Source organism: Simkania sp., from assembly GCF_965215465.1.
In the GTDB taxonomy this organism is placed as follows: Bacteria; Chlamydiota; Chlamydiia; order Chlamydiales; family Simkaniaceae; genus Simkania.
Map to the genome: position 1 here is coordinate 862,089 of NZ_OZ244056.1, position 20,466 is coordinate 882,554.

Here is a 20,466-nt window from a genome sequence, read left to right on the forward strand (position 1 = left end):
TATTTTTTTACGGAATTTAAAGCTTCTTCAAAAGAAATCATTTTTTTTCAGAGGACTTTGGGTGGCAATGAGCCCGATATAAGACATGGACATCGTTGGTATCGGTAAAAGAATCGGGGACGAGCTCGTCAGGAATAAAAAATAAGTTACATCCACTCGAATCGGCATACACGAGGGTGTAGCCTTTAAGACGTCCTAATTGCTGCATCGCAGTGATATTCGCACCAAAATACCGAGAGCCATCCCAGCGATGCTGGGAGTTATAGGAAATTACGACACTTTGATTTGGTGGAAAGTTGCCGTTGTATTCAATCACAACAAGTCGGGGGCGATATTGTTCATCGAGTGCATGCCAGACGTAAAAATCATTTCCATCGATATCAATGGATAGAAGGTCTAAATCGTATGGAACATGGTGTAGCTCAAAGAGGGTATTAATATTTTCAGCAGTAATAAAGTGTTTGTGTAAGTTGATTTGATGATTTTCATAGCTGCAATCGATCAGCAGCCCTGTCCACCCCTTGAATTCTCGCAAATACTTGGTGTTACTTGCAATATGTCCATCTAATGCACCAAACTCGACATAGTACTTTGAAGAAGTTCCAATTTGACTAAAAATGTATTCGATGATTCCATCTTCGCCACATTGAGAAAAGACACGTTTTTCATGAAGTTGTAAGATTAAAGGGTTTGCTTTGAGATTAGCTGGAAACAGTAGCAAGCAAATAGCCATTATTATCTGACGAAATATTGACAACATCAATTCTTTAAGCTCCAGGTTGTAGAAGAAAAACGGGTTGTTCGTAATAATTTCCAGAAGGTAATTGGAACATTGAGGGATAGTCTCCTTTGTAGTCGAGAACTTCCCAACCTTGAAGGAGTTTTGAAAGACGTTTTGGTCCGTAAATGCGGTGGGCGTTCCAAACAAGACAGTCCTGACCAACCGGAACCGCTAAGATTAATTTTCCAGTTGAATAGATCATGTCAAAACAATCGCGCATTGCCCTAAGGTCGCCATTTGGGTCCAGAGGGTTACCGTATCTGCCTAATCCGTCATGCTCAAAACTTGAAATTGACAGGAGAACATCGAACTTACGAGGTTTATTTTTGTAGGCTTCAACTGTCATCACATTTAGGCGGGAATCATTGGTTTCAATTTTTCGATAATCAATTGAAACAGGTTGTCCACCATATGCTAAGACAACAGCTTCATACCATGGATAACCCGAACCTAAGACGGCAACGGTTTTTTCTTTAAAAAGGTTGGGGTGCTCATCGAGCATCTCAAATAACCAAATGTCTGTGTTTCTGTAATATTGTGGCTGCTTCAATTTTGCTTGAATGATCAGGCGGTTGATAAGATCTTTTGAGTAGAAGGGCATATGGCTTTGTGAAGTTTCATCGATATAGTAGTGGACGACTGGAATTTGACCACCATTTGTGAATTCATTCAGAAGATTGGTGGGAATTTCATGTGGGGGAGAGGCATTTAGAGAAAGACAAAAAAAGAGAGAGAAAAGAACAAAATTTTTCAACTTCATTATTAGCAGATATATGTTTTTAAAGTCCTAATTTTATGAAGGATATATTTAATTTTCAACGAAATTTTGTATAAAGAGAAGATAGTCTTCAGGGATTCCAATAATGAGTTTGGAAGACGTATCCCCAAGTGTTGTAACTTGGCCATCAGCAGAAAGGTGAAAATCTACAATTGGAATGAGTAATAAGGTGTCGGTGTTCAACGTGGAAAAGGGGTGATCTGGACTCTGAAGTTGCGATAGAGAATGCAGCAACGCACCTTCTGTTCCGAGGAGAGTTTTTTCAATAGCAGAATCAATGGGTGGATTTTCGAAAAAATCGCCATAGGTCTCGATTTTAATTCTTTTCCACAAGGAAGTTACCTTCCTCCCAACTCCTAATAGCTTCGTCTGAAGAAATAAAAGGTCTATTTTTGGGATCTGGGTTATGTTTTCCTAATTGAAAAAGCCTGAAAACATTATTTGCATCTTTAAATGAAACTGAGACGAGTTCATCTGGGATAAAGTATAAGTTGCCTCCACCTGCGTAAACAAGAGTGTATTTTTTTTGGAGACCGATCTTATAAAATGCTGTAATGCTTGCTCCAAAATATCTTGTGCGATCCCATCTATGCGTCGGATTATAAGGAATCACACAGTCAATAGGTGGGATGTAGTTGGGGTTGTATTCAATTACAACAAGTCTAGGACGGTATTTTTCATTAAGAGCAAGCCAAATGTAAAAATCATTCCCGTCGACATCAATAGAAAGCAAGTCTAAATCGTTCGGAACATTGTGCATTTCAAAAAGCTCATTGATGTTCTCTGCCGTGATAAGATGCTTATGGAGGTTGATGGAAAAGTCTTCGTATTCACAGTCCATTAGAAGGCCTGCCCACCCCTTGAATTCCCTTAGATATTTTGTATTACTATAGGCGTGTCCATCCATTGCTCCAAATTCAACATAGTATTTAGATGACGTACCAATTAACTGGAAAATTTTCTCGATGACACCGTCTTCGCCGCATTGAGAAAAGACAGATTTTTCATACTGAGCTAAGTCAATCGATTGACTGTGCAAACTCGCTATGGAAACTAAAAAGCTAATGATAAGGGTGAAGAGATAAAGCACTGAAACCTCGTCTTATACAAGAATTTTTTCGAGTCTAATGATACATCAATTTTTTGGGAATGATAAATCAAATCGTTTGTAGTCTTCAGGGATTCCAATGTCGATAAAGGGAGAGTCGAAAGGTTGTCCAAAACATGTTTGCTTTTCGATAAGCAAGGGAAGTAAGTCTTGTTCAAGAGAGAAGGTGCCTTTTTCGAAATTCTTGAAGGAGCTTCTGTGAAAAAGATAACAGCCTCCATTAATGAGTTTGGAAGAGGCATCCCCAAGTGTTGTAATTTGGCCATCAGCAGAAAGGTGAACGCCATCATAGCGGGTGTTTTTTTTTGTTTGATGCAGTGCGAGTGTGCAACCGCCTGAAAGGTGAAAATCTGCGAGTGGAATGGGAAAAAAGGTGTCGCCGTTTAAGGTGATAAAGGGCTGATCTGGACTCTGAAGTTGCGATAGGGAGTGGAGCAGCGCACCTCCTGTTCCGAGGGGAGATTTTTCAATGGCATAATCAATGGGGACTCCTTCAAAAGAGTCGCCATAGGTCTCGATGATTTTTTCATGAAGGTAACCAACAGAGAGAATGAAGTGGTCCACACCCTGACTTTTCCAGTAGTGCATAAGGTGAGAGAGAAAGGGTTTGTCTCGGATGGGCGCAAGGGGTTTGGGAAGGTCGGGACAAACGGATCGGAGGCGTGTGCCAAGTCCTCCTGCTAAGATGATCGCTTCCATGATTTTAGACGCAGGTGGTTGTGATTTCAGATAGGATTGCGTGGAACTGCTCGATTTCTCTGCGGATGTCGCGTGGGTGGTTGCCGACAAAAAAACCTCGGTCGTGCACAATGTTGGCATTCACAATCTCATGTGCGCAGCTATAGTTGCAGTACTTGATCACATCATGGCGAAGGAAATTGCCTCCGGTGATGATCCGAAACTGGATGTCATGCTTTTTTAATGCATCTAAGACTTCTTGGCGGGGTAGAGGCAGATCGGGGTGGAGAATCAATGTGAAGGAGAAGTAGGCGCTATTCCCGTTTTCTTTTTGAATGATGAAGCGCTCGTCCTCAGCAAAAAGGGCATTCCAAAGCTCGGCATTTTTGCGACGCATGGTAACAAACTCATCGAGCTTTTTGAGTTGCTCGCATCCTATTGCTCCAAAAAATTCGATCGGTCGTACGTTGTAACCAGGAACAATGAAGCGGTAAGCTTCGAAAAAGTCGTCTGCTTTTTTTTCATAGATGGGGGATGAGTCGGGCAAGTGACGTGTCCAACCGTGTGAACGGAGGGCAAGCATAAGGTGGTACAATTCGAGGTCATCAGTGATAGCGACGCCTCCTTCGATCGTTGAGATGTGATGGGAGAAAAAGCAGCTAAAGGTTCCAATGTCTCCAAAGGTGCCACATTGTTTTCCATGTAGGGTGGCGCCCATTGATTCGCAGTTATCTTCGAAAAAGAGGAGGTTGTGCTTGTCACAAAAGGCGCGGAGGACATCGAGAGCACAAGGGTTTCCCAAAATACTGACACCCACAACGGCTCGTGTGTCAGGAGTCAGAGCCTCTTCAAGCTGCGACACATCTATATTGAGCGACTTAAGTTCCACATCGACAAAGCGAAGTTTGAGTCCGTATTGCATGAGAGGATAGTAAGTTGTCGACCAAGAAATAGCCGGAACAATCACTTCATCGCCGGCTTTTAAGGGACGGTCTTTTTTGAAGCAAAAAGCGGCAACGGCAATGAGGTTGGCAGATGATCCAGAGTTTGTCATGACGGCGTAGCGACTGCCCATTTTGCGTGCAAAGGCCTCTTCAAACTTTTCCACTTCGGGCCCCATAGTGAGTCGATCCGAGTCGATCACCTTTTGTATGGCTTTAAGTTCTTCTTCTCCCCAAGAATTGTGTGAAAGTTCATAGGTCATCAGGTGAGTTCCTCTATGGCTTGCTTCATGGTTTCGATATTGGGATAGTAGAGGTTTTCTAAAACATCTCCAGCAGGAGAGGGACAATCGGGAAGGGCAATCCGTTTTACAGGCTTTTTTAAGTGGTGCAAAGCTTTTTCAGCGGTGAGGCATCCGATTTCTGCTGCAACACCTCCGAGGGCCCAACCGGTATCGACGATGAGCAGTTTGCCAGTTTTCGCAACCGATTCCAAAATAAGCGCTTCATCCAGAGGTTTAATGGTGCGCAGATCGATCACTTCGGCGTGGATATCTTTTGATTCTTTGAGATCTTTTGCTGCAGCGAGAGCAAGATCAATCGCGTGCGAAGTGCCAACGACGGTGCAGTCGTGTCCACTTTGGCGGACGATTCCTTTCCCTAAGGGAATTTTGTAGGGCTTTTCCGGAACAAACCCTTCACGACACATGAGCCAGCGGTGTTCAAAAATGAGCACCGGATTGTCATCTTCAATTGCAGCAATCATGAGACCCTTAGCGTCATAAGGGGTACTTGGCATGATAATTTTGATACCTGGGACTCCTAAGAGGAGTCCTTGGATGGCTTGAGAGTGTTGTGGGCCAGAGCCCCATCCACGCCCAATAGCCGACCATATCACAAGAGGAACACTGTTTTTCCCATGATCCATCCAATGGATTTTACTGCCGTGATTTACAATTTGATTGAAGGCGAGCAAAAGAAAGTCGGGACGGTTGTGAAAGTAAACAGGTCGCATGCCCGACATGGCAGCGCCATTGCAAATTCCTGTCATCCCTTCTTCAGAAACAGGGGTGTCAAAAACGCGGAGGTCTCCATAAATTTCTTTGAAACCTTTGGTCACTCCAAACATGGCACCCGGATCATCCACTCCTTGCCCAAGAAGGAAGACTGAAGGGTCTGTTTCCATTTTGTAAGAAAGTGCTTCATGGAGGGCTGTGACATAACTGACAGTGCGTGTTTCAGGAGGTGCATCCATGACAGCTGCATTTTGCTGAACGAGTTTTTCATCCCAAAGCATCAACACTCTCCTGCGTAAACGTGAGTGAGAAGGTCGGTTTCATCCGGAAGAGGACTTTGAAGTGCATGCGTAAATCCAGCTTCGATTTCTTCATTAATTTCAGCTTGTATCACTGAGATTTCATGTTCAGATAAAAGATCTAATTCTAGCAGTAGGTGAAGAGGGTCTACTTTTTTCCATGAGTCTAATTCTTCAGCAGTACGGTAACCAAGTTGCGAGTCTTCACTTGATCCATGATGGCCACGCCAGCGGTAAGCGTGAGCTTCAATGAATGCGGGGCCATTTCCTTGTTTGATTGATGTAAGGGCTTCGTCTGTTGCTTGATGGACTGCTAAGACATTCGTGCCATCAACCGATTGAGAACTGAGTCCAAAGGCTTCAGCTTTTTTAGCAATCGAGGTTTCAGGAGGTTGTCGGTAAGCTATAGGAGAGCAGACAGAGTAGTAATTGTTTTCGCAGATGTACAAAATAGGGAGGTTTTTGAGTTTAGCAAAGTTAAAGCTTTCCCATGCAGCCCCTTCTTCGACAGCGGCATCTCCAAAAAAGACGGCAATCACTTCATCTAATCCTTGCTGCTTTGTAGCAAGGGCAGCGCCTGTTGCAATCGGAAGAATACCTGCAACAATTGCAGAAGAACCTTCCATTCCCACCTCCTTATCGATGAGGTGCATTGAACCTCCTCGAGAAGCCGCGCACCCATTTTTACGGCAATGGAGTTCACTGAGCATCGCATTCAAATTGCCACCTTTTGCCAAGTAAGGACCATGTGTACGATGGCCACAAAATACTTTGTCTTGAACTCGCAAGAGTTCGCAGCAGCCAACTGAAATCGCCTCTTGCCCGATACAAAGGTGGATGGGGGATTTCATCTGGTCTTCGTGGTACCGGTCTGCAATTGCCTCTTCAATCATCCGAATACGCAGCATCTTGCGAAACATGACCTTGAGGTCATGAGCTGCAAAGTTTGGGAGAAGGTCGCGCAGACCTGAGATTCCTTTTCCTTGGTACGTGTATTTCATAGGGGATGATCTTATATGAAGCGATTTTTAAACCCAAGTAGGATCATTAGGTGAGAGTGAACTCATGCTCACGGTCGATAAGAAGATGACTTCCGTGATTTTCGAATTCAAAGGGAATGTGGCAGAGTTTTGGAATGCCTGAAAGAGCGCTTTTCACCTGATCTTGCAAGTCTGGAGAAACAAAGAGAAGCATGAAGCCGCCTCCTCCAGCACCAAGAATTTTTCCGCCTGTGGCTCCCGCTTGTTTTGCCTTCGCATAGATTTCATCAATTTCACTATTTGAAATCTTGTCGGAAAGCCCTTTCTTGAGTTGCCATGCTTCATCAAGCAGCTCTCCGAACCAAAGGACCTTTTTTTCTCCTCTTTCGAGTCTAGCTGTGACCTCATCCACCATTTCACGCAGTCGGTGAAGGCTATTGGAGTTCTTTTTGAAATTCACCACTTTTGACTTTGCTACATCAGAGGCAAAACGTGAATGACCCGTATAAAAGAGCATCAAGTGATTTTGAAGCTTGGGCAGAAGAGATGAGAAAACTGGGGCAACATGGATGGTTCCATCAGGGAGAAAATCGATTCGATTGAACCCTCCGTGGGCTGTGAGTGTTTGATCTTGATAGCCAACAATTTCTTGGAGTTTTTCTTGCTCGATATGAATGGCGAGTCGCGCAAGTTCAAGTGGTTCAATTGTCTGTTTTCGGAGGTTAAAGAGAGCGTTTAATAGCCCAACTGTAAAAGCTGAGCTGGATCCGAGCCCGGCTCGAGCTGGGAGGTCTGCGTCATGATGAATTTCAAGGCGGTCTTGATGGAAGTTGAGATAAGCAAGAACGGCTTTAACGACGGGGTGTTTGATGTCTTCGATGGTTTGAATCGACTCTGTTTGAGAGTAGACAACCCTGTAGTTATGGTCGAAAATAGGGGGAAGAAAGCGACAACTGATGTAACAATACTGATTTATAGTAGTGCCAATCACTGCACCACCGTGCTCATGGACCCATGCGGGATAGTCTGTTCCTCCGCCAAAAAATGAAATGCGGAACGGAGTCTTTGAGATAATCAGAAGGACGTCTCCACTACTAAGGCATTTTCAACAATCTTACGGCGAAGCTTAATTTTGTTCATCTCTTTAATGTGCATGAGCACTTTTTCTCCAAATTTTTTAGAGACAAAGGAGAGATAATGAGGATCAGAGTAGTAAGTGTGAAAGGCTTTATCCCGGAATTCGAGAACTTCGGCAGCGGTCAGAGCGTCTGTTCTTAGGGGTAGTGTTTCGTAAGCATGCTGTGAGTATCCAATCCACTCTGTTGGCAGGTCCCACCCTTTTTCAGTTGCGAGAGTATAGAGCTTGGATCCTGGGTAGGCCATAGCACAGTAGAAATTAGCGAATTCACAGTTGGCTTCGAGGGCTAAATCCAGTGTTTCTTGCATTGTTTCGTGGGTATCATCTGGGAGACCAAAAATGTAGTTTCCAATCACATTGATTCCAGCGTTTTGGATGTTTTTCACGACACGCAAGATGTCTTCTGCTCCAAACCTTCCTTTCTCGACTCCGTCGCGTACGTGCTTACTGCCCGATTCAATTCCAAGTGCAAGCCAACGAATACCAGCCCGTTTAAGCCGGTCTAAGAAAGCATCTCGCACAGTATCTACACGGGCATATGCCCAGATGTTGAGGCCATAGTTGCGCTCAATCAAGAGATCACAAATCGAATTGACATGCCGCGGGTTGAGCACAAACATCTCATCGACAAACTTGATGTTTTTCACTCCATAACGGTTTACAAGGAGGTCGATCTCGCTTATCACAGCTTCAGGAGACCATAATCGGTAAGATGAGCCTCCGAAGGGAGCGTTGATACAGCAAAAGGTGCAACGATAAGGACAGCCAAGGGTAGTGTGCAATGAGGCGTAAGGTTGCCGCGCGTCAATGTTCTCAAAACAGTGCCAGTTGTGCGCGCGGTACTTTTCCATAGGGAGTAGGTCCCAAGCAGCTCCAGGCATGACTTCGCTTAAATTTTCTAAAAGAGGCCCTTTCGGGGTTGCGACGATTGCGCTGTCTTTGCGGTAAAGCAAACTGGGAACGGTGTCAAATTGCTCTGAGTCGCTTTTCAGACATTCAAAAACTCCCCAAATTGTTTGAGGGCCTTCTTGACTGCAAACAAAGTCAACTGCTTCTTCTTCCATGGTCCGTTTGGGAAGGGCAGCGATGTGTGTTCCCGTCATTAGAATCTTAAGAGAGGGGGTTCTATTTTTGATTTCGCGGCAAGTTTCTCCTGCAGCCATCATGTTTTGTGTGGAGGCTGAAGGTTGAAACCCATAAACCACCATGACAACTAATGTGGGATTGTACTCTTTTTCTACTAGATCGGCGACTTCTGCTGGATTGAGATTGAGGGCAGGAGCATCGAGGATTGCAGCAGTAGCTCCTTTTTTTCGAACATATGTTGCAAAAAGTGCTGCCAGGGAAGGAGGCTCAATTGCAGAAAGAGAAGTTCCGAGCTCTTGGTAAACGGTTTGCATGGCGCCGGGATTGATGAAGAGAATATCGGTCATAATGTTTCGTACTCCAAATCTTTGAGTTGATCCCTTTTCTTCCACTCATTTGCCGCGACCTGAGATAGGAAAAGGGGACAGCTTTGTCCTTCCTTGACCAGCTCTTTCATCTTGTCATTGCTGAGTTCACTTAGATAAAGAAGTTTGAGCTGATTGTGAGGACGCAGTACCATTTTACCCTGCCACAAGATAAATTCAGAGAGAATCATCAAATGGCGCTTTGAATTCACGACAATGGTATGAGGTGTTTTTTGACGGTACAAGCGAGAAATGGCATTCCATAGATCTTTCCGTCCTGAAGTTGCTTGGTTGACGGTTAACCACTCTTGTTTAGCTTGGGTAAATAGCTTGGAAACCTTTTTCCTCAAGATGGGGAGGGTCAATCGAATCTGCGAGGAGCTGGATGAAGTACTTGATGGTTGAGAAACTTTTTTCTTCAAAACTCCATAGACCTTTTGAAAAAGAGAGATGAAGGTGAATTGCAATTGCGTGAGTGTTGAAAGAGAGGGCTTTTGAGGGAGAGGGAAACGGTAAGTTTCTTGCGCATAGCTTTTAGCAGACTTTAAAAAGGAAAGATCCGTCATTTTCAGATGTGTGGCATTAATCCCTTCTTTCAATATTTTATCTTCTGTCACGCTTTCCCCTTGTTGAATTTTGGTCACAAGTGGGTGAGGTACGTGAGGCAGTGTCCTTCCTGTCCAAATGGCTTCAAGAGACGTTGACGACACATTGTATCCATCATGAGGACCGAGATATTCGCCGATCCCATCTGAACCTGGATGCCAAGTGTGATAGAGAAACTCATCTTCATGCCAAACCTCTTCTTTCCCTGCATTGCACAAACGAAAGGTAAGATCGTAGGGGCCACAAATGTGACCGACAAAATCGACATGTTCGTCGCTGCCCCCAATGGCAAAATAGTCGTCTCGTTTCATACAAAGACAAGCGCCATAGTTGCGCCGGTGCAAACGGTCAGAGGTTTCGACAACACCAGTGGTTTTTCCATCTGAGTAGTTGATACATCCTGCACCAATCACTTCTTCAAATGAGGGGTAAGAAAAAGGGTAGAGATCTTGCCGATGATTGCGGAATTGATCCATGTGCAGAAAATGATTAGGATGTGTCTCAAAAAACTGAAGGATGGATTCGATAAAGGTAGGCTTTACCATCGCATCTGAATCACAAATCACAATGATTTCCCCTTGGGCAAGTAAAGCACCAATATTATACATCAGATGCTTGTGGTAGTAACATCCGTTGGGCATCCCTAAGACGGCTAACGTATCGATATCTTCTTCAAACTTTTTGACGGCGTCGGTCAATTGAGAGTAGTATTCAAGGACAAGGATTTCAAATGAGTCTCGATAGACTGTCTGCGACCGAAGATAATGACAAATATGAAAACTTTCACGGACGTTCCAGTCGAGGAGGATAAGACTAACTTTTGGTTTTGACAGTTGAGACTTTTTTAGAAGTTTAAACATTCGAGTAAACCGCATTACGAATCATGTTGTAACCTTTCATTAGTTCCTCAATCCCATCATCTAAAGAGAACTGTGGATAAAAGCCTGCCTGATGAATTTTTTCATTGGAAACAATGTAGTTGCGTTGATCTGGATCTTGTCCTATCGGAGCATCAACAAAGGTAAATGAAGGGATGTGTTCTTTGATCTTTTCGCAAAGTTCTTGCTTAGACAAATTGGCATCGGAGAGTCCAACGTTATAAACCTCTCCACTCATTTCATCAAAATGTTGCATCCCATAGAGGAAAGCGCGGCATACGTCTCGGATGTGGATGTAATTGCGTTTGAAATGACTTTCAAAAAGGAGAACAGCTCGATCATGGACAGCGCGGTAAACAAAGTCATTGACGAGAAGATCGATGCGCATCCTTGGAGACATACCAAACACAGTTGCGAGACGAAAGCTAATGGCATTTGGATGCTCCATGAGCACTTCTTCAACCTTCACTTTTTCCTGTGCATATTGTGAAATAGGACTGAGAGGAGACTCTTCTGTGCAAAAGTTTTCTTCATCGCCTGTACCATAGGCACTATTTGTGGTGGGCATGATCACTCTTTGCGATGAGGAAAGGGACCGAATGAGCTCAATGGTTGCATCGTGGTTGACAGCCGTTGCGGTGAAGGGATCTTGCTTGCAAAGGGGAGCTCCGACAAGGGCTGCGAGTGGAATCACAACATCTGCCCAATCGGCAAGGGGCTGCACGACTTCTTTATCGCGCAGGTCTCCTTTTACGATGGAGAACTGGGGGTGGTAGCAAACATGGTTCAAGCTGCTTTGACTGTACATGAAGTTATCGAGAGCAACCACTTCATGTCCTTCACTGAGTAGCATCGGAATTAAAACTGAACCGATGTAGCCGGCTCCACCTGGAACAAGTACTTTCATTTCTTCTCTCAAGCCTTTCTCAAAACCGGCTATTTTCTAAGTCTATGGTGAGAAAGTCAAGGTTTTTTGAAATGAGCTTTAACTTTATCTAAACGAAAACGAATGTAAGTTTCTCTAAGCAAATGATACGCGAAATATTTCAATCTAAAATTAAGTGTTTGCTGACTTTGCCAAAAAGATTTCAAAAGAAGAAAGTAACTGTTTTGCCGTTTGAAGGGCAGAGAGATAAGTGAAGCTTGTTTTCTGCGGATTGCTGCAAGAAGAACCTGAGCGATTTGTTCTCGCTGTTTCCAATAGGAGTAAAACGTTTGATTGCCAGCCGTTCGTGAGCGTCTTTGGTAGAGCGCATCAACTGGAGCTTTGCCTACGCTAAAGTGCATGTGCTCAAAAAGCACTTCGGGAATAAAAACAATTCGATCTTCACCCAAATCTTTCAAACGGAGAAAAATATCAAAGAGGTGGGAGTCAATGCAGTCTCCACAATACTCACTGGGGTAGGGATCTTGAATCAGCTGGACTGCTTTTTGCGTTAAGATAGGAAAAAGGGGAAACGAGGCATCTTTGTATCCATCCCGAGTGTGCATCATGCAAATCCCATCAGGAAATTTTTTTACGGCCTCAATCAAATAGGTGTCCCAACCCTTAGTGCGAATCAAAATGTCATCATTGACGAGCATTAAGATTTCGCCTGTAGCTTTTTTCAAGCAGCGCGTATTCAATGCGCCCATGGTTGTTTGGGGGCCGATCACTTTGCGTAGTGACAAGGCTTCATGAGGAGATGTAAGCGTATGGCTTGGGGTGTCATCGTCGTCTAAAGTTACGATGACTTCGATTTGAGAAACGTCATCAGCTGTAGCCACAACTGTTTGCAAAAAGGCTTGCGCCTTTGCAAGCCTTTCTCGAGTGGGCAATAAAAGTGAGATTTTTGCCATCGTTATTTCGCAGTTTTTAACGAGTAGAAGCGGACCATCGATCCTTGCTTCACAAGCAAGAGAATACGTTGGTTCGGACCGATCCCTTCAACAGCTTCGTTAAAGTCTTTCACGTTGTTCACTTCTTTATGGTTGACCGCCATCACAATCATTCCTGGCTTCAGTCCGATGCGAGCTGCAGGAGAATTGTGGTGAACATCCATTATGAGAACACCTTTTTCTGAAGCCTGCAGTCCATAGGATTGGATGTGCTCTTTAGTAAGGTTGTCAACTGTGAGCCCAAGAGTTTTAGAAGAAGTTGTACTCGACGAGTATGTGCTTTCACCATAAGTTCCAAGGATGACCGGAATAGAAAGAATTTGACCGTTTCGATTCACAGTCAGCATCACCTTAGTATTCGGTTTAAGCAGCATCAAATCGTTACGCAGGTTTGCAGGATTTTTCACCTCGTTACCATTCACATGCGTGATGATGTCTCCTTGTCTAAGCCCAGCCTTATCAGCGGCTGATCCGTCGACAACATCAACGACCAAAGCCCCTTCAGCTTTTTTCAAATTGAAGGCTTCGGCTAAGTCACGGTCAATGGGTTGAAGTGAAACTCCTAAAAATCCCCGTGAAACAGATCCTTTTTCAATGAGCTGTTCCTTGATATTTTTTAGCATGTTACTTGGAATGGCGAACCCGATTCCCATGTAACCACCAGAGCGGGAAACGATCGCTGTGTTCATTCCAATGACGTTCCCATCTAAGTCAATTAAAGGACCACCTGAGTTACCTGGGTTGATCGGCGCATCAGTTTGGAGGAAGTCTTCGAGGTCGGTGATTTGGAGGTTTTGGCGTCCTTTTGCACTGATGATACCAGCTGTAACTGTGGCTTCGAGTTGGAAGGGGTTTCCAACAGCAAGGACCCATTCGCCAACTTCGACATCATCTGAGTTTCCAAGTTCTAAATAAGGAAATCCTCCATCAATCTCGTCATCGAGTTTAATCATTGCGACATCCGTCCGGTCATCTCCACCAATAAATGTTGCAGAAACTTCTCTTTTCACGCCGTTATGCAAGAGAACTGTAATTTTTTGTGCTCCACGGACCACGTGGTAGTTCGTCAAAATGTATCCATCGGGAGAAACGATAAAGCCTGATCCTTGGCTGACTTGAGGTTGGGGAGCGCGACGTCTACTTGGAGGAGCTCCGAAAAACTTATTGAAAAAGTCGTCATTGAAAAATTCGAAGGGATCTTGCTGTCCGTCTGAGACTCCTTCTGCTTGGATGTAGACCACACTCGGTGTGGATTTTTTTGCGGCTTCGATAAATGGGCGGGAAAATTGTTTTCCAGTTCCCATATCTTGCGAAGGGTAGCGATCAGTCTGATAGCCAGCTGGAATTTTTCTCGTTTTTGCATCAAGGGGGGTGATAAATATGAGTGTTAAAAGTAGTCCACTAATCCATCGCATCATTGTTCTTTTCTCCTTTTACCTTAAGATTTCATTATAGAAATACTCCCAATTTGAGAGCAACGTCTAACAAAGTTTCACTTGGAATGATCACACCAAAAACGTCATGTGTCGTTGTATTGGCAAATTGCATCCCTATCACCTTTCCCTCTAAGTTTAAAAGAGGACCGCCATAGTCTCCGGGATTGAAAGGAAAATCGACGAGTAAAAAGTTTTTGCCATTTTTTTCTTCGATGGCAGCGACCATCCCTTTTTTGACTGTCACGTTTTTGCGAAAAGGGATTCCTGCACTTAGCGCCCATTCTCCAATTTGAAAAGCTATTGTGAGCGGCAAGTAGTCCAAATCACTTGCCTCAAGTTGAAGGAGGGCAACATCCGATTCTAAGTCTCCAAAAAAAAGATGAGCTTGAACCCAAGTGTGGTTGGGCAAGCGTACTTGAATCGAAGCTGCATCTTTGACGTTGTGATAGAGTGTCATCACGAGGCCGTCCTCACGGACAATAAACCCACATTCTTTCTGCTCGTCAGCATGGACTAAGACAGTTGAAGAGCTGGCCAATGTTGCGACTTCAACAAAAGGGGAAGAGGCAAAGAGTCCTGAATTAAATAGGAAGAATAGAGAGGCGAGGAGAAAGCTTTTCATTTTCCTTAGCCAAGAGTTTTTCATTTGCGAAAGTCACAGAGAGGCCTTGGTCTGCGATGGCTTGCAATTCCTGTTTCACAGCTTCCTTCACTTCTTTCTTATCGATTGAGAGGACGTGATCGCGAAAGTCTTGCCGCACTTTTTTTGTCCGTCCTTCGCGAAATTGAGAGTAGGCAATCATCGCGCGACTTCCAGGAGAGACTGGGGTGTCAGAATCTTGAATGAGGCCCAGTTTAGCTTCTTCAAGATCTCGGTTTGAAAAGCCGCCCTTTGCAATATGTTCGAGTCCATCCTTAAAGGCTGTATAAGTTGATGCAATGTGGGGATCGCGGTACGAATAGAAATAAAAGTGTCCTGTTAAGGGGCTGTAATTGACTCCTGCACCATAAGCCCCTCCTTGCTCTCGAATTTTTTGATGCAAATAGGTGTTTTCCATCAAGTTTGTCGCAAGGCTCAAAGCTGGAGCATGAGTATGGAGCGCGGTGCATGTTTTAAAACCCCAAGCTGAAAAAGCAACAGGAGATGAAATGATGCGTCCTTCAGGTTTTTTCTCTCCAATAGGAGCGATCTTTTGCCACGGATCGAGAGATTTTGAAGGAAGATCACCTAGCCCGAAATAACGGTGATCAGCTAGGTAATGGTGCTGCTTATCATCGATGCTTAAAACGAGGTGGGGGACATTAAAGTGGAACAAGTGGCCACAAAGTTCGCGCAGTTTTTCTTGAATTTGAGGAAGTTTTTGATCGAGGTCTTTGACCAGGTCTCGGATGAAATTGAAATAGTCGATCCCGTGCATTTTTTGACTAATGGTTGCAGCAGAAGATAAGGGTGCAAGCGATTGTTGAATGGCATACGTAATGGCTTGACGGTTTAAGCGATTTTGTTGAGCGGTGTGCAACTGAAGAATCAGCTCTTTGATCCGCTCTGTTTCATCAAAGCGAGGAGAGCGACATATCTCCAAAAAGAGTGAAAAGAGCTTATCTGTGTTGCGCTCTAGTGCTTTGCCTCTAAACCCAAAAGAGGGTTTGAGGATGGCTGGATCATCAATTTGTGGGTGCAATTGAAAAGTTGCATTAAAACCGCCGAGGTAACTGTTGATGTACTCCAAGTTTGCCTTGTAATCCCGATCACCAACTCCAAGTTCTGGCAGCAAGGTCATTAACAGTTGAAGATAGGGGAGCTGCTCAATCGTCACGTTGGGTAAGTCGAATATGAGGTCGGCATAAACGATGTGATTGGTAAAGCACTCATGGAAAAAGACAGAGAGTTGATCTTGTTGTTCGTGCCTTAGAGGAAAATCAGGGACGTCCTTTGGTACGTCGACAAGTTCGATTTTCGGTAGACAATCGACCGATTGCTTTTCGGTTTTTTCCTGGAATTTTTGCAATTCAGCTGCTTGTTTGACGATCCGCTCTTTTGCTTTGTCTGAAAGAGCATCTTGGATCCGTTTGAGCCGCTCTTTTTCCTCTTCTGCTTCTTCTTCATCAAGTGTCGCGCTTGGCTCCATAACAAGACGAAGAAGATGGGTGTTGTCGATCAAGTATTTCTGAATGAGTCCTGTCAAATAACTTGGGTCTTTGACTTTTTCCTGCAGCTCATGAAACTGATTGTAAACCATGAGCGCGTTTTCAGGAGGGCAGCCATGCTGTTTCGCTAGAGCTGAGCGCATGAAGAGTGTGAGACCAAAAGGACCATAATCTCCTGTAATTTCGAGTCGACTAAATTCCAATTGATGGATGGCTGCTTCCAAATGCGTTTGGTCAATTCCTTTAGCAACCAAATCTTTCAACGTTTCAAATAGCACTTTTTCTAGCCCATCGGCGTTTTCTGGATCTGCACCGCGGCAAATGATCGCGTAGGGGATTTCACTCATATCGGTATCGAGATACCCATCAACTTGAGTACAAAGTTCTGACTTGAGTAAAGCGTGTTTTAAAGGAGAAGCATCGGTTTCCATCAAGATCGAATCGATGACAGCAAGTGCTAAAGCATCTTGTTGATTCTTAAGCTCAGCTGTGAGCCAAGCAAAAGCAATATAAGTCTTTTTCTTCAGGTCTTCTTCTTTCAAAGGATAGAAAACTTGGTCTTTCCGCGGACTCGCGAACCGTTTTTGGTGAGGAATAGGTTGAAGGTCTGGGCTTTTTGGGATGCCCTTCAGCGCATGTTTTTCGATGGTGTCGAGATGCTTTTCGAGAGGTAGATTGCCATAAAAAAAGAAAAGGGCATGTGAGGGATGATAAAACTTTCCGTGGAAGTTTTTTAACTCTTCGTAGGTCAAAGAGGGAATTTCAACAGGATCTCCTCCGGAATTGAATGCATAGGTCAAATCGGGAGTGAGGCGTTGCATCACATCCTGCCACAGACGCGTTTCTGGTGAGGAGAGACTTCCTTTCATTTCATTAAACACGACGCCTTTGAATAAAAGGGGACTTGTTGGATCATCTGCTTTTTCATACTCTAATCTATGCCCTTCTTGCATGAAGCTCAATTCCTTGAGCTGTGGAAAAAAGACTGCATCCAAGTAGACAGAAAGCAAATTGTAAAAGTCCTTTTCTACCTGTGATGCTGCTGGATAACATGTAAAGTCAGCTCCCGTCATCGCGTTCATGAACGTATTTAAACTGCGTCTAGACATGGAGAAAAAAGGATCTTTCACCGGATATTTTTTCGAGCCGCAAAGGACCGTGTGTTCGAGAATGTGCGCGACTCCAGTCGAATCTGTTGGGAGTGTCTGAAATGAAATACAAAAGAGGTTTTCGTGGTCGTCAGAAGCCAAATGTATCACTTGTGCTCCTGTCAAATTATGCCTAAGTTCATAAAGCACAACTTGCAATTCTTCAATGGGTAAAACTTTTGTAACAGTGAATTCCCCGTAGGTGTCTTCCACTTGATAGACTGGCATTAAATTCATTCTCAATTCCTATTACCCCTGAATACGACCTAGTCGAATCTGAGGGGATTTTCGATTTTCTTCTACAGATTCCACATGACAAATTGGCCGCATACTTGATGAAAGTAGGGTCCGATTTGTCATGTGGAAGATGGAAGAAAAGAAAAATTCAAGCAGGTTATAATAGACCATACTCCGGGTTATTGATTGAAGTCCCTAAGAATAAAAAAAAGATGATTAAAAAGCATCCCCCTTCAAATGGTTATTGATGCACAAAGCCAATTGAAACATCGCTTCCAATTTCATCATGACAATAGTACATTGGTTTTTCGCTTAGTGAAAGATCGGGACAAGTCACTGTTGAAGTGATGGTGCGTCTTTGATTCACTTGACTGACGATTCCCTCCTCATCGACCTTGTCAACAAAGCGCGAGGACAAGTTGACGAGAACTTCAATTTTTCCAGGTTCTTCTAGATTTGTTGCTGTGATTAACACTTCCATATGCTCGAGCAACTTTTCGTCTTGATAGACCATTTGGCTTTCTAGAAGGTGGCAGGAAAGTTTGCATTGCCAGCCATCTTTTACCTTGCCAAAGCTGAACTCTTCTTCAAAACAAAGCCCCTCAACGCACATGAGGTTGACCAAAATCTCTCCAGGGGCTCTGTAACCTTTGAGGTAGCGTATTTCGACCAGGTCTTTACTTTCATCATAGGTGTATGTCTTTTCCGATCCCTGTACCATTTGAGTGAGTGAAAAAAGCCCTAAGCAGAGTGCAATGAGTAGTTTTTTCATATTTCGTAATCCTATCTGAGTTTAAAAATGGCATCTCATCCTATTGCAAAACTTGTTTTTTGAATATGAGGAAATCTACAAATTGGAGCTAAATAGTGTCATAAAGAAGCGGCTGTTGCAGGAAACCCAAATCGGGCTCGCAAAGGAAAGACTTTGATGGGGCAAACTCGTTTTACTTTGTCTTGACGGGGCCAAAGTCTGGGGCGTAGGTCTGGAACTGTTTATCACTTACGTAATCTGGAATCTTAAAGAGGGTTTTTCATGACGAAGAGGTTAGCCTTTAACCCTTGTCCTAACGGGTGTCTATGTCCATACGCTTCAGGAGTTCTAGTTGGGTAAGAGGCATTTTCATGAACTTCAACGCTTTTGAAAAGCGTTTTTAGATAGTTTGTTTTTTCACTGAGCTGAATTTTTTTTATTGGTTTTTCGAGACTTGGTCGAGCGAATGCATTGGGTGGAATGTAAAAATGAGGACGTCTCAAGTTTTCTAGACGGGTGGCTTCTGTCTCCTTATCACTTGTAAGGAATGAAACAATCGGCACTTCGGTGATCAGAGTTGAATCAGGGCTTGGATGAAGAAGAGGTTTTAAAATGTCCCAGTTGTCAACGGATTTCATCGTACTGAAATCAACAATGACGGTGTCAAATAAACTATGCATCGGATAAAAATCGAACTTAGAATTGAATTCCATTTGGAGGTGGAGTCGATCTTCTGCAGGAGGGACAATGGAGCGCGGTTGTTCATCAAGTGAAACATAAACCGCATCGTCCTCTTCTTTTGGAAGTGGCTCTGCATCATGTCTTCCAATCACAAGGATCACTTTTTTGCCTTCTTCTCTTGCTTGATTGATTCTTTCGATGACTGCGATGTTGAGAGGGTCAGAAAATTTTTCTGAAAGGGGTTTTGGCTCTGCAGTTTCTGCAACAAGAGCATAATGTTTTTCTTCCACTTGCATTTCTTTGATGGAAGGCTCACTTACCTCGGCACTAGACCAGCTAAAATTGTCGTAGACAGCTTTTGCTGCAAAAAACGCGAGTGCGACACTATAAGCGACAGTTGCCAGGCCATTTCCATCGGCGCTGAGTGGATCAAGAGTACTTGTTGTATTGAATAAACTATAGATACAAGAATCGATTATTTCTAAACCGCTCATAACTCTCCCCTTTTAATTAAAAATTATAATATAAGTTTAAATTTAAATCAAACAATTATTTTAATATCACAATCGTTTTGTGTTTAGTTATTTAAGAATTGATAGTTGTATAACTATCTGGTTTTCAGTTGCTTAAAATATAGGAAGCGATTTTGTCGATTTTGATTTTTAAGTTGTTAATATAAAATAATTTGTGTTTTGTAATTATATGTGTAATTTTAAGTTTAATTGTGTTATAATTTTTTGAAAGATGTGGGAAGAAATAGGGTTGTCTTTAATGCTGCTTTTTTCGAAATCAGCGATTTCTCAATGAACAATGATCATTTGTCCCCGTCTTCAGTAGTTGAAAGAGTTCTTCTTCTCAAAAGATTCTAAGATGAGTCAAGAAGGGCTCTAACGAAGATAAAAAAAAGAAAGATGGGGAAATAAGGTATGGCTAACGCTATAGGCGGTGCAGTTGTTGCACCTTTGAGGGAAGAAGACTTTTGCATGATGTTTCTAGAAGAAAACGAAGAGCAAGTAGTAAAAGAAAAAGCGTGCGAAGTTGAAATTGGAGTAGGGACGAAAACAAAAGTCTTTATGCCAAAACGAAGTGGGAAGCAAGAAAGACAAGTAGGTTATGGAACTCAGCTCACTAGCTATATTAATTCGCGCACGATTGTCAAAGGCGCGGATAGAGCATGGGATAGGAACCGCCTTATTGAAGGTAAATATAAGCAGTTTCAAAGAATTGGAGGAGATCCTCTAACTCTTACAACTCAAACGGGTGATCAAATTTCAGCTTTTCATTTTGAAGTCGACAGCTTCTATCGAGAGGTTGATAAAATGGGAGGAAAGTTCGTGGATTTAGAACTGAACATGAACCACCCATTTTTTGAAAATGCTCAGCCCGTCGAGTTATCATTGCAACAGAAAATGTCATCTCAAAGCGGTGTCCGCATTCCCTATACCTCCGATCTCGAATCGGAATTTAAAAACCCGAAAGACTTCTTAGCATTTTGCAAATGCTAGAAAACTCGAAGTTTTTTGGGAAGACTCG

At 43.4% G+C, this 20,466-nt stretch carries 19 protein-coding genes; 1 reads left to right on the top strand and 18 read right to left on the bottom strand.

All coding sequences use genetic code 11. The features are described 5' to 3' along the window. Positions 1–37: 37 nt before the first annotated feature. From ACOOFG_RS03995 to ACOOFG_RS04080, 18 genes are all read right to left on the bottom strand, one after another. Positions 38–733 carry a hypothetical protein gene (locus tag ACOOFG_RS03995; RefSeq protein ID WP_420422351.1) on the bottom strand — a complete coding sequence of 232 codons (696 nt, stop codon included), beginning with the start codon at positions 731–733 and terminating at the stop codon, positions 38–40. Positions 734–767: 34 nt separating this feature from the next. After that, positions 768–1,541 carry a DUF268 domain-containing protein gene (locus ACOOFG_RS04000; protein WP_420422352.1) on the bottom strand — a complete coding sequence of 258 codons (774 nt, stop codon included), beginning with the start codon at positions 1,539–1,541 and terminating at the stop codon, positions 768–770. Between the two features lie 48 nt (positions 1,542–1,589). After that, positions 1,590–1,892: a hypothetical protein gene (locus tag ACOOFG_RS04005; RefSeq protein ID WP_420422353.1), complete on the bottom strand. Its 303-nt coding sequence runs from the start codon at positions 1,890–1,892 to the stop codon at positions 1,590–1,592. Beyond that, the gene (locus ACOOFG_RS04010; protein ID WP_420422354.1) at positions 1,876–2,649 is read right to left on the bottom strand and encodes a hypothetical protein; all 774 of its coding nucleotides are present in this window, start codon (positions 2,647–2,649) and stop codon (positions 1,876–1,878) included. Before ACOOFG_RS04010 ends, ACOOFG_RS04005 begins: the two co-directional genes overlap by 17 nt. A 45-nt stretch (positions 2,650–2,694) precedes the next feature. After that, positions 2,695–3,366, bottom strand: a complete 672-nt coding sequence (locus ACOOFG_RS04015) for a nucleotidyltransferase family protein (protein WP_420422355.1) — start codon at positions 3,364–3,366, stop codon at positions 2,695–2,697. 4 nt (positions 3,367–3,370) lie between these two features. After that, positions 3,371–4,549: a DegT/DnrJ/EryC1/StrS family aminotransferase gene (locus ACOOFG_RS04020; protein ID WP_420422356.1), complete on the bottom strand. Its 1,179-nt coding sequence runs from the start codon at positions 4,547–4,549 to the stop codon at positions 3,371–3,373. Further along, the gene (locus ACOOFG_RS04025; RefSeq protein ID WP_420422357.1) at positions 4,549–5,583 is read right to left on the bottom strand and encodes an alpha-ketoacid dehydrogenase subunit beta; all 1,035 of its coding nucleotides are present in this window, start codon (positions 5,581–5,583) and stop codon (positions 4,549–4,551) included. Before ACOOFG_RS04025 ends, ACOOFG_RS04020 begins: the two co-directional genes overlap by 1 nt. Continuing rightward, on the bottom strand, positions 5,583–6,602 hold the full coding sequence (locus tag ACOOFG_RS04030; RefSeq protein ID WP_420422358.1) for a thiamine pyrophosphate-dependent dehydrogenase E1 component subunit alpha: 1,020 nt from the start codon (positions 6,600–6,602) through the stop codon (positions 5,583–5,585). The genes ACOOFG_RS04025 and ACOOFG_RS04030 overlap by 1 nt, the downstream gene beginning before the upstream one ends. 46 nt (positions 6,603–6,648) lie before the next feature. Next, entirely contained in the window at positions 6,649–7,572 is a 924-nt protein-coding gene (locus ACOOFG_RS04035; RefSeq protein WP_420422359.1) for a kinase, read from the bottom strand. A gap of 83 nt (positions 7,573–7,655) precedes the next feature. Beyond that, the gene (locus ACOOFG_RS04040) at positions 7,656–9,152 is read right to left on the bottom strand and encodes a B12-binding domain-containing radical SAM protein (protein WP_420422360.1); all 1,497 of its coding nucleotides are present in this window, start codon (positions 9,150–9,152) and stop codon (positions 7,656–7,658) included. Beyond that, complete coding sequence (locus ACOOFG_RS04045) at positions 9,149–10,636, bottom strand: hypothetical protein (protein WP_420422361.1); 1,488 nt, start codon at positions 10,634–10,636, stop codon at positions 9,149–9,151. The genes ACOOFG_RS04040 and ACOOFG_RS04045 overlap by 4 nt, the downstream gene beginning before the upstream one ends. Then, the gene (locus ACOOFG_RS04050) at positions 10,629–11,561 is read right to left on the bottom strand and encodes an NAD-dependent epimerase/dehydratase family protein (RefSeq protein WP_420422362.1); all 933 of its coding nucleotides are present in this window, start codon (positions 11,559–11,561) and stop codon (positions 10,629–10,631) included. Before ACOOFG_RS04050 ends, ACOOFG_RS04045 begins: the two co-directional genes overlap by 8 nt. Positions 11,562–11,617: 56 nt before the next feature. Beyond that, positions 11,618–12,493, bottom strand: a complete 876-nt coding sequence (locus tag ACOOFG_RS04055) for a glycosyltransferase family 2 protein (RefSeq protein ID WP_420422363.1) — start codon at positions 12,491–12,493, stop codon at positions 11,618–11,620. A 2-nt stretch (positions 12,494–12,495) separates the two neighbouring features. After that, positions 12,496–13,950 (bottom strand): Do family serine endopeptidase, encoded by a 1,455-nt coding sequence (locus ACOOFG_RS04060; protein ID WP_420422364.1) that lies wholly within the window; start codon positions 13,948–13,950, stop codon positions 12,496–12,498. A gap of 31 nt (positions 13,951–13,981) precedes the next feature. After that, the gene (locus tag ACOOFG_RS04065; RefSeq protein ID WP_420422365.1) at positions 13,982–14,590 is read right to left on the bottom strand and encodes a S1C family serine protease; all 609 of its coding nucleotides are present in this window, start codon (positions 14,588–14,590) and stop codon (positions 13,982–13,984) included. Then, complete coding sequence (locus ACOOFG_RS04070; RefSeq protein WP_420422366.1) at positions 14,550–17,501, bottom strand: insulinase family protein; 2,952 nt, start codon at positions 17,499–17,501, stop codon at positions 14,550–14,552. Before ACOOFG_RS04070 ends, ACOOFG_RS04065 begins: the two co-directional genes overlap by 41 nt. 241 nt (positions 17,502–17,742) lie before the next feature. Next, complete coding sequence (locus ACOOFG_RS04075) at positions 17,743–18,273, bottom strand: hypothetical protein (RefSeq protein ID WP_420422367.1); 531 nt, start codon at positions 18,271–18,273, stop codon at positions 17,743–17,745. A 245-nt stretch (positions 18,274–18,518) separates the two neighbouring features. Next, positions 18,519–19,427 carry a hypothetical protein gene (locus ACOOFG_RS04080; RefSeq protein ID WP_420422368.1) on the bottom strand — a complete coding sequence of 303 codons (909 nt, stop codon included), beginning with the start codon at positions 19,425–19,427 and terminating at the stop codon, positions 18,519–18,521. 432 nt (positions 19,428–19,859) lie between these two features. Here ACOOFG_RS04080 and ACOOFG_RS04085 point away from each other — a divergent pair, with 432 nt between their 5' ends. After that, complete coding sequence (locus ACOOFG_RS04085; protein WP_420422369.1) at positions 19,860–20,438, top strand: hypothetical protein; 579 nt, start codon at positions 19,860–19,862, stop codon at positions 20,436–20,438. Positions 20,439–20,466 lie beyond the last annotated feature (28 nt).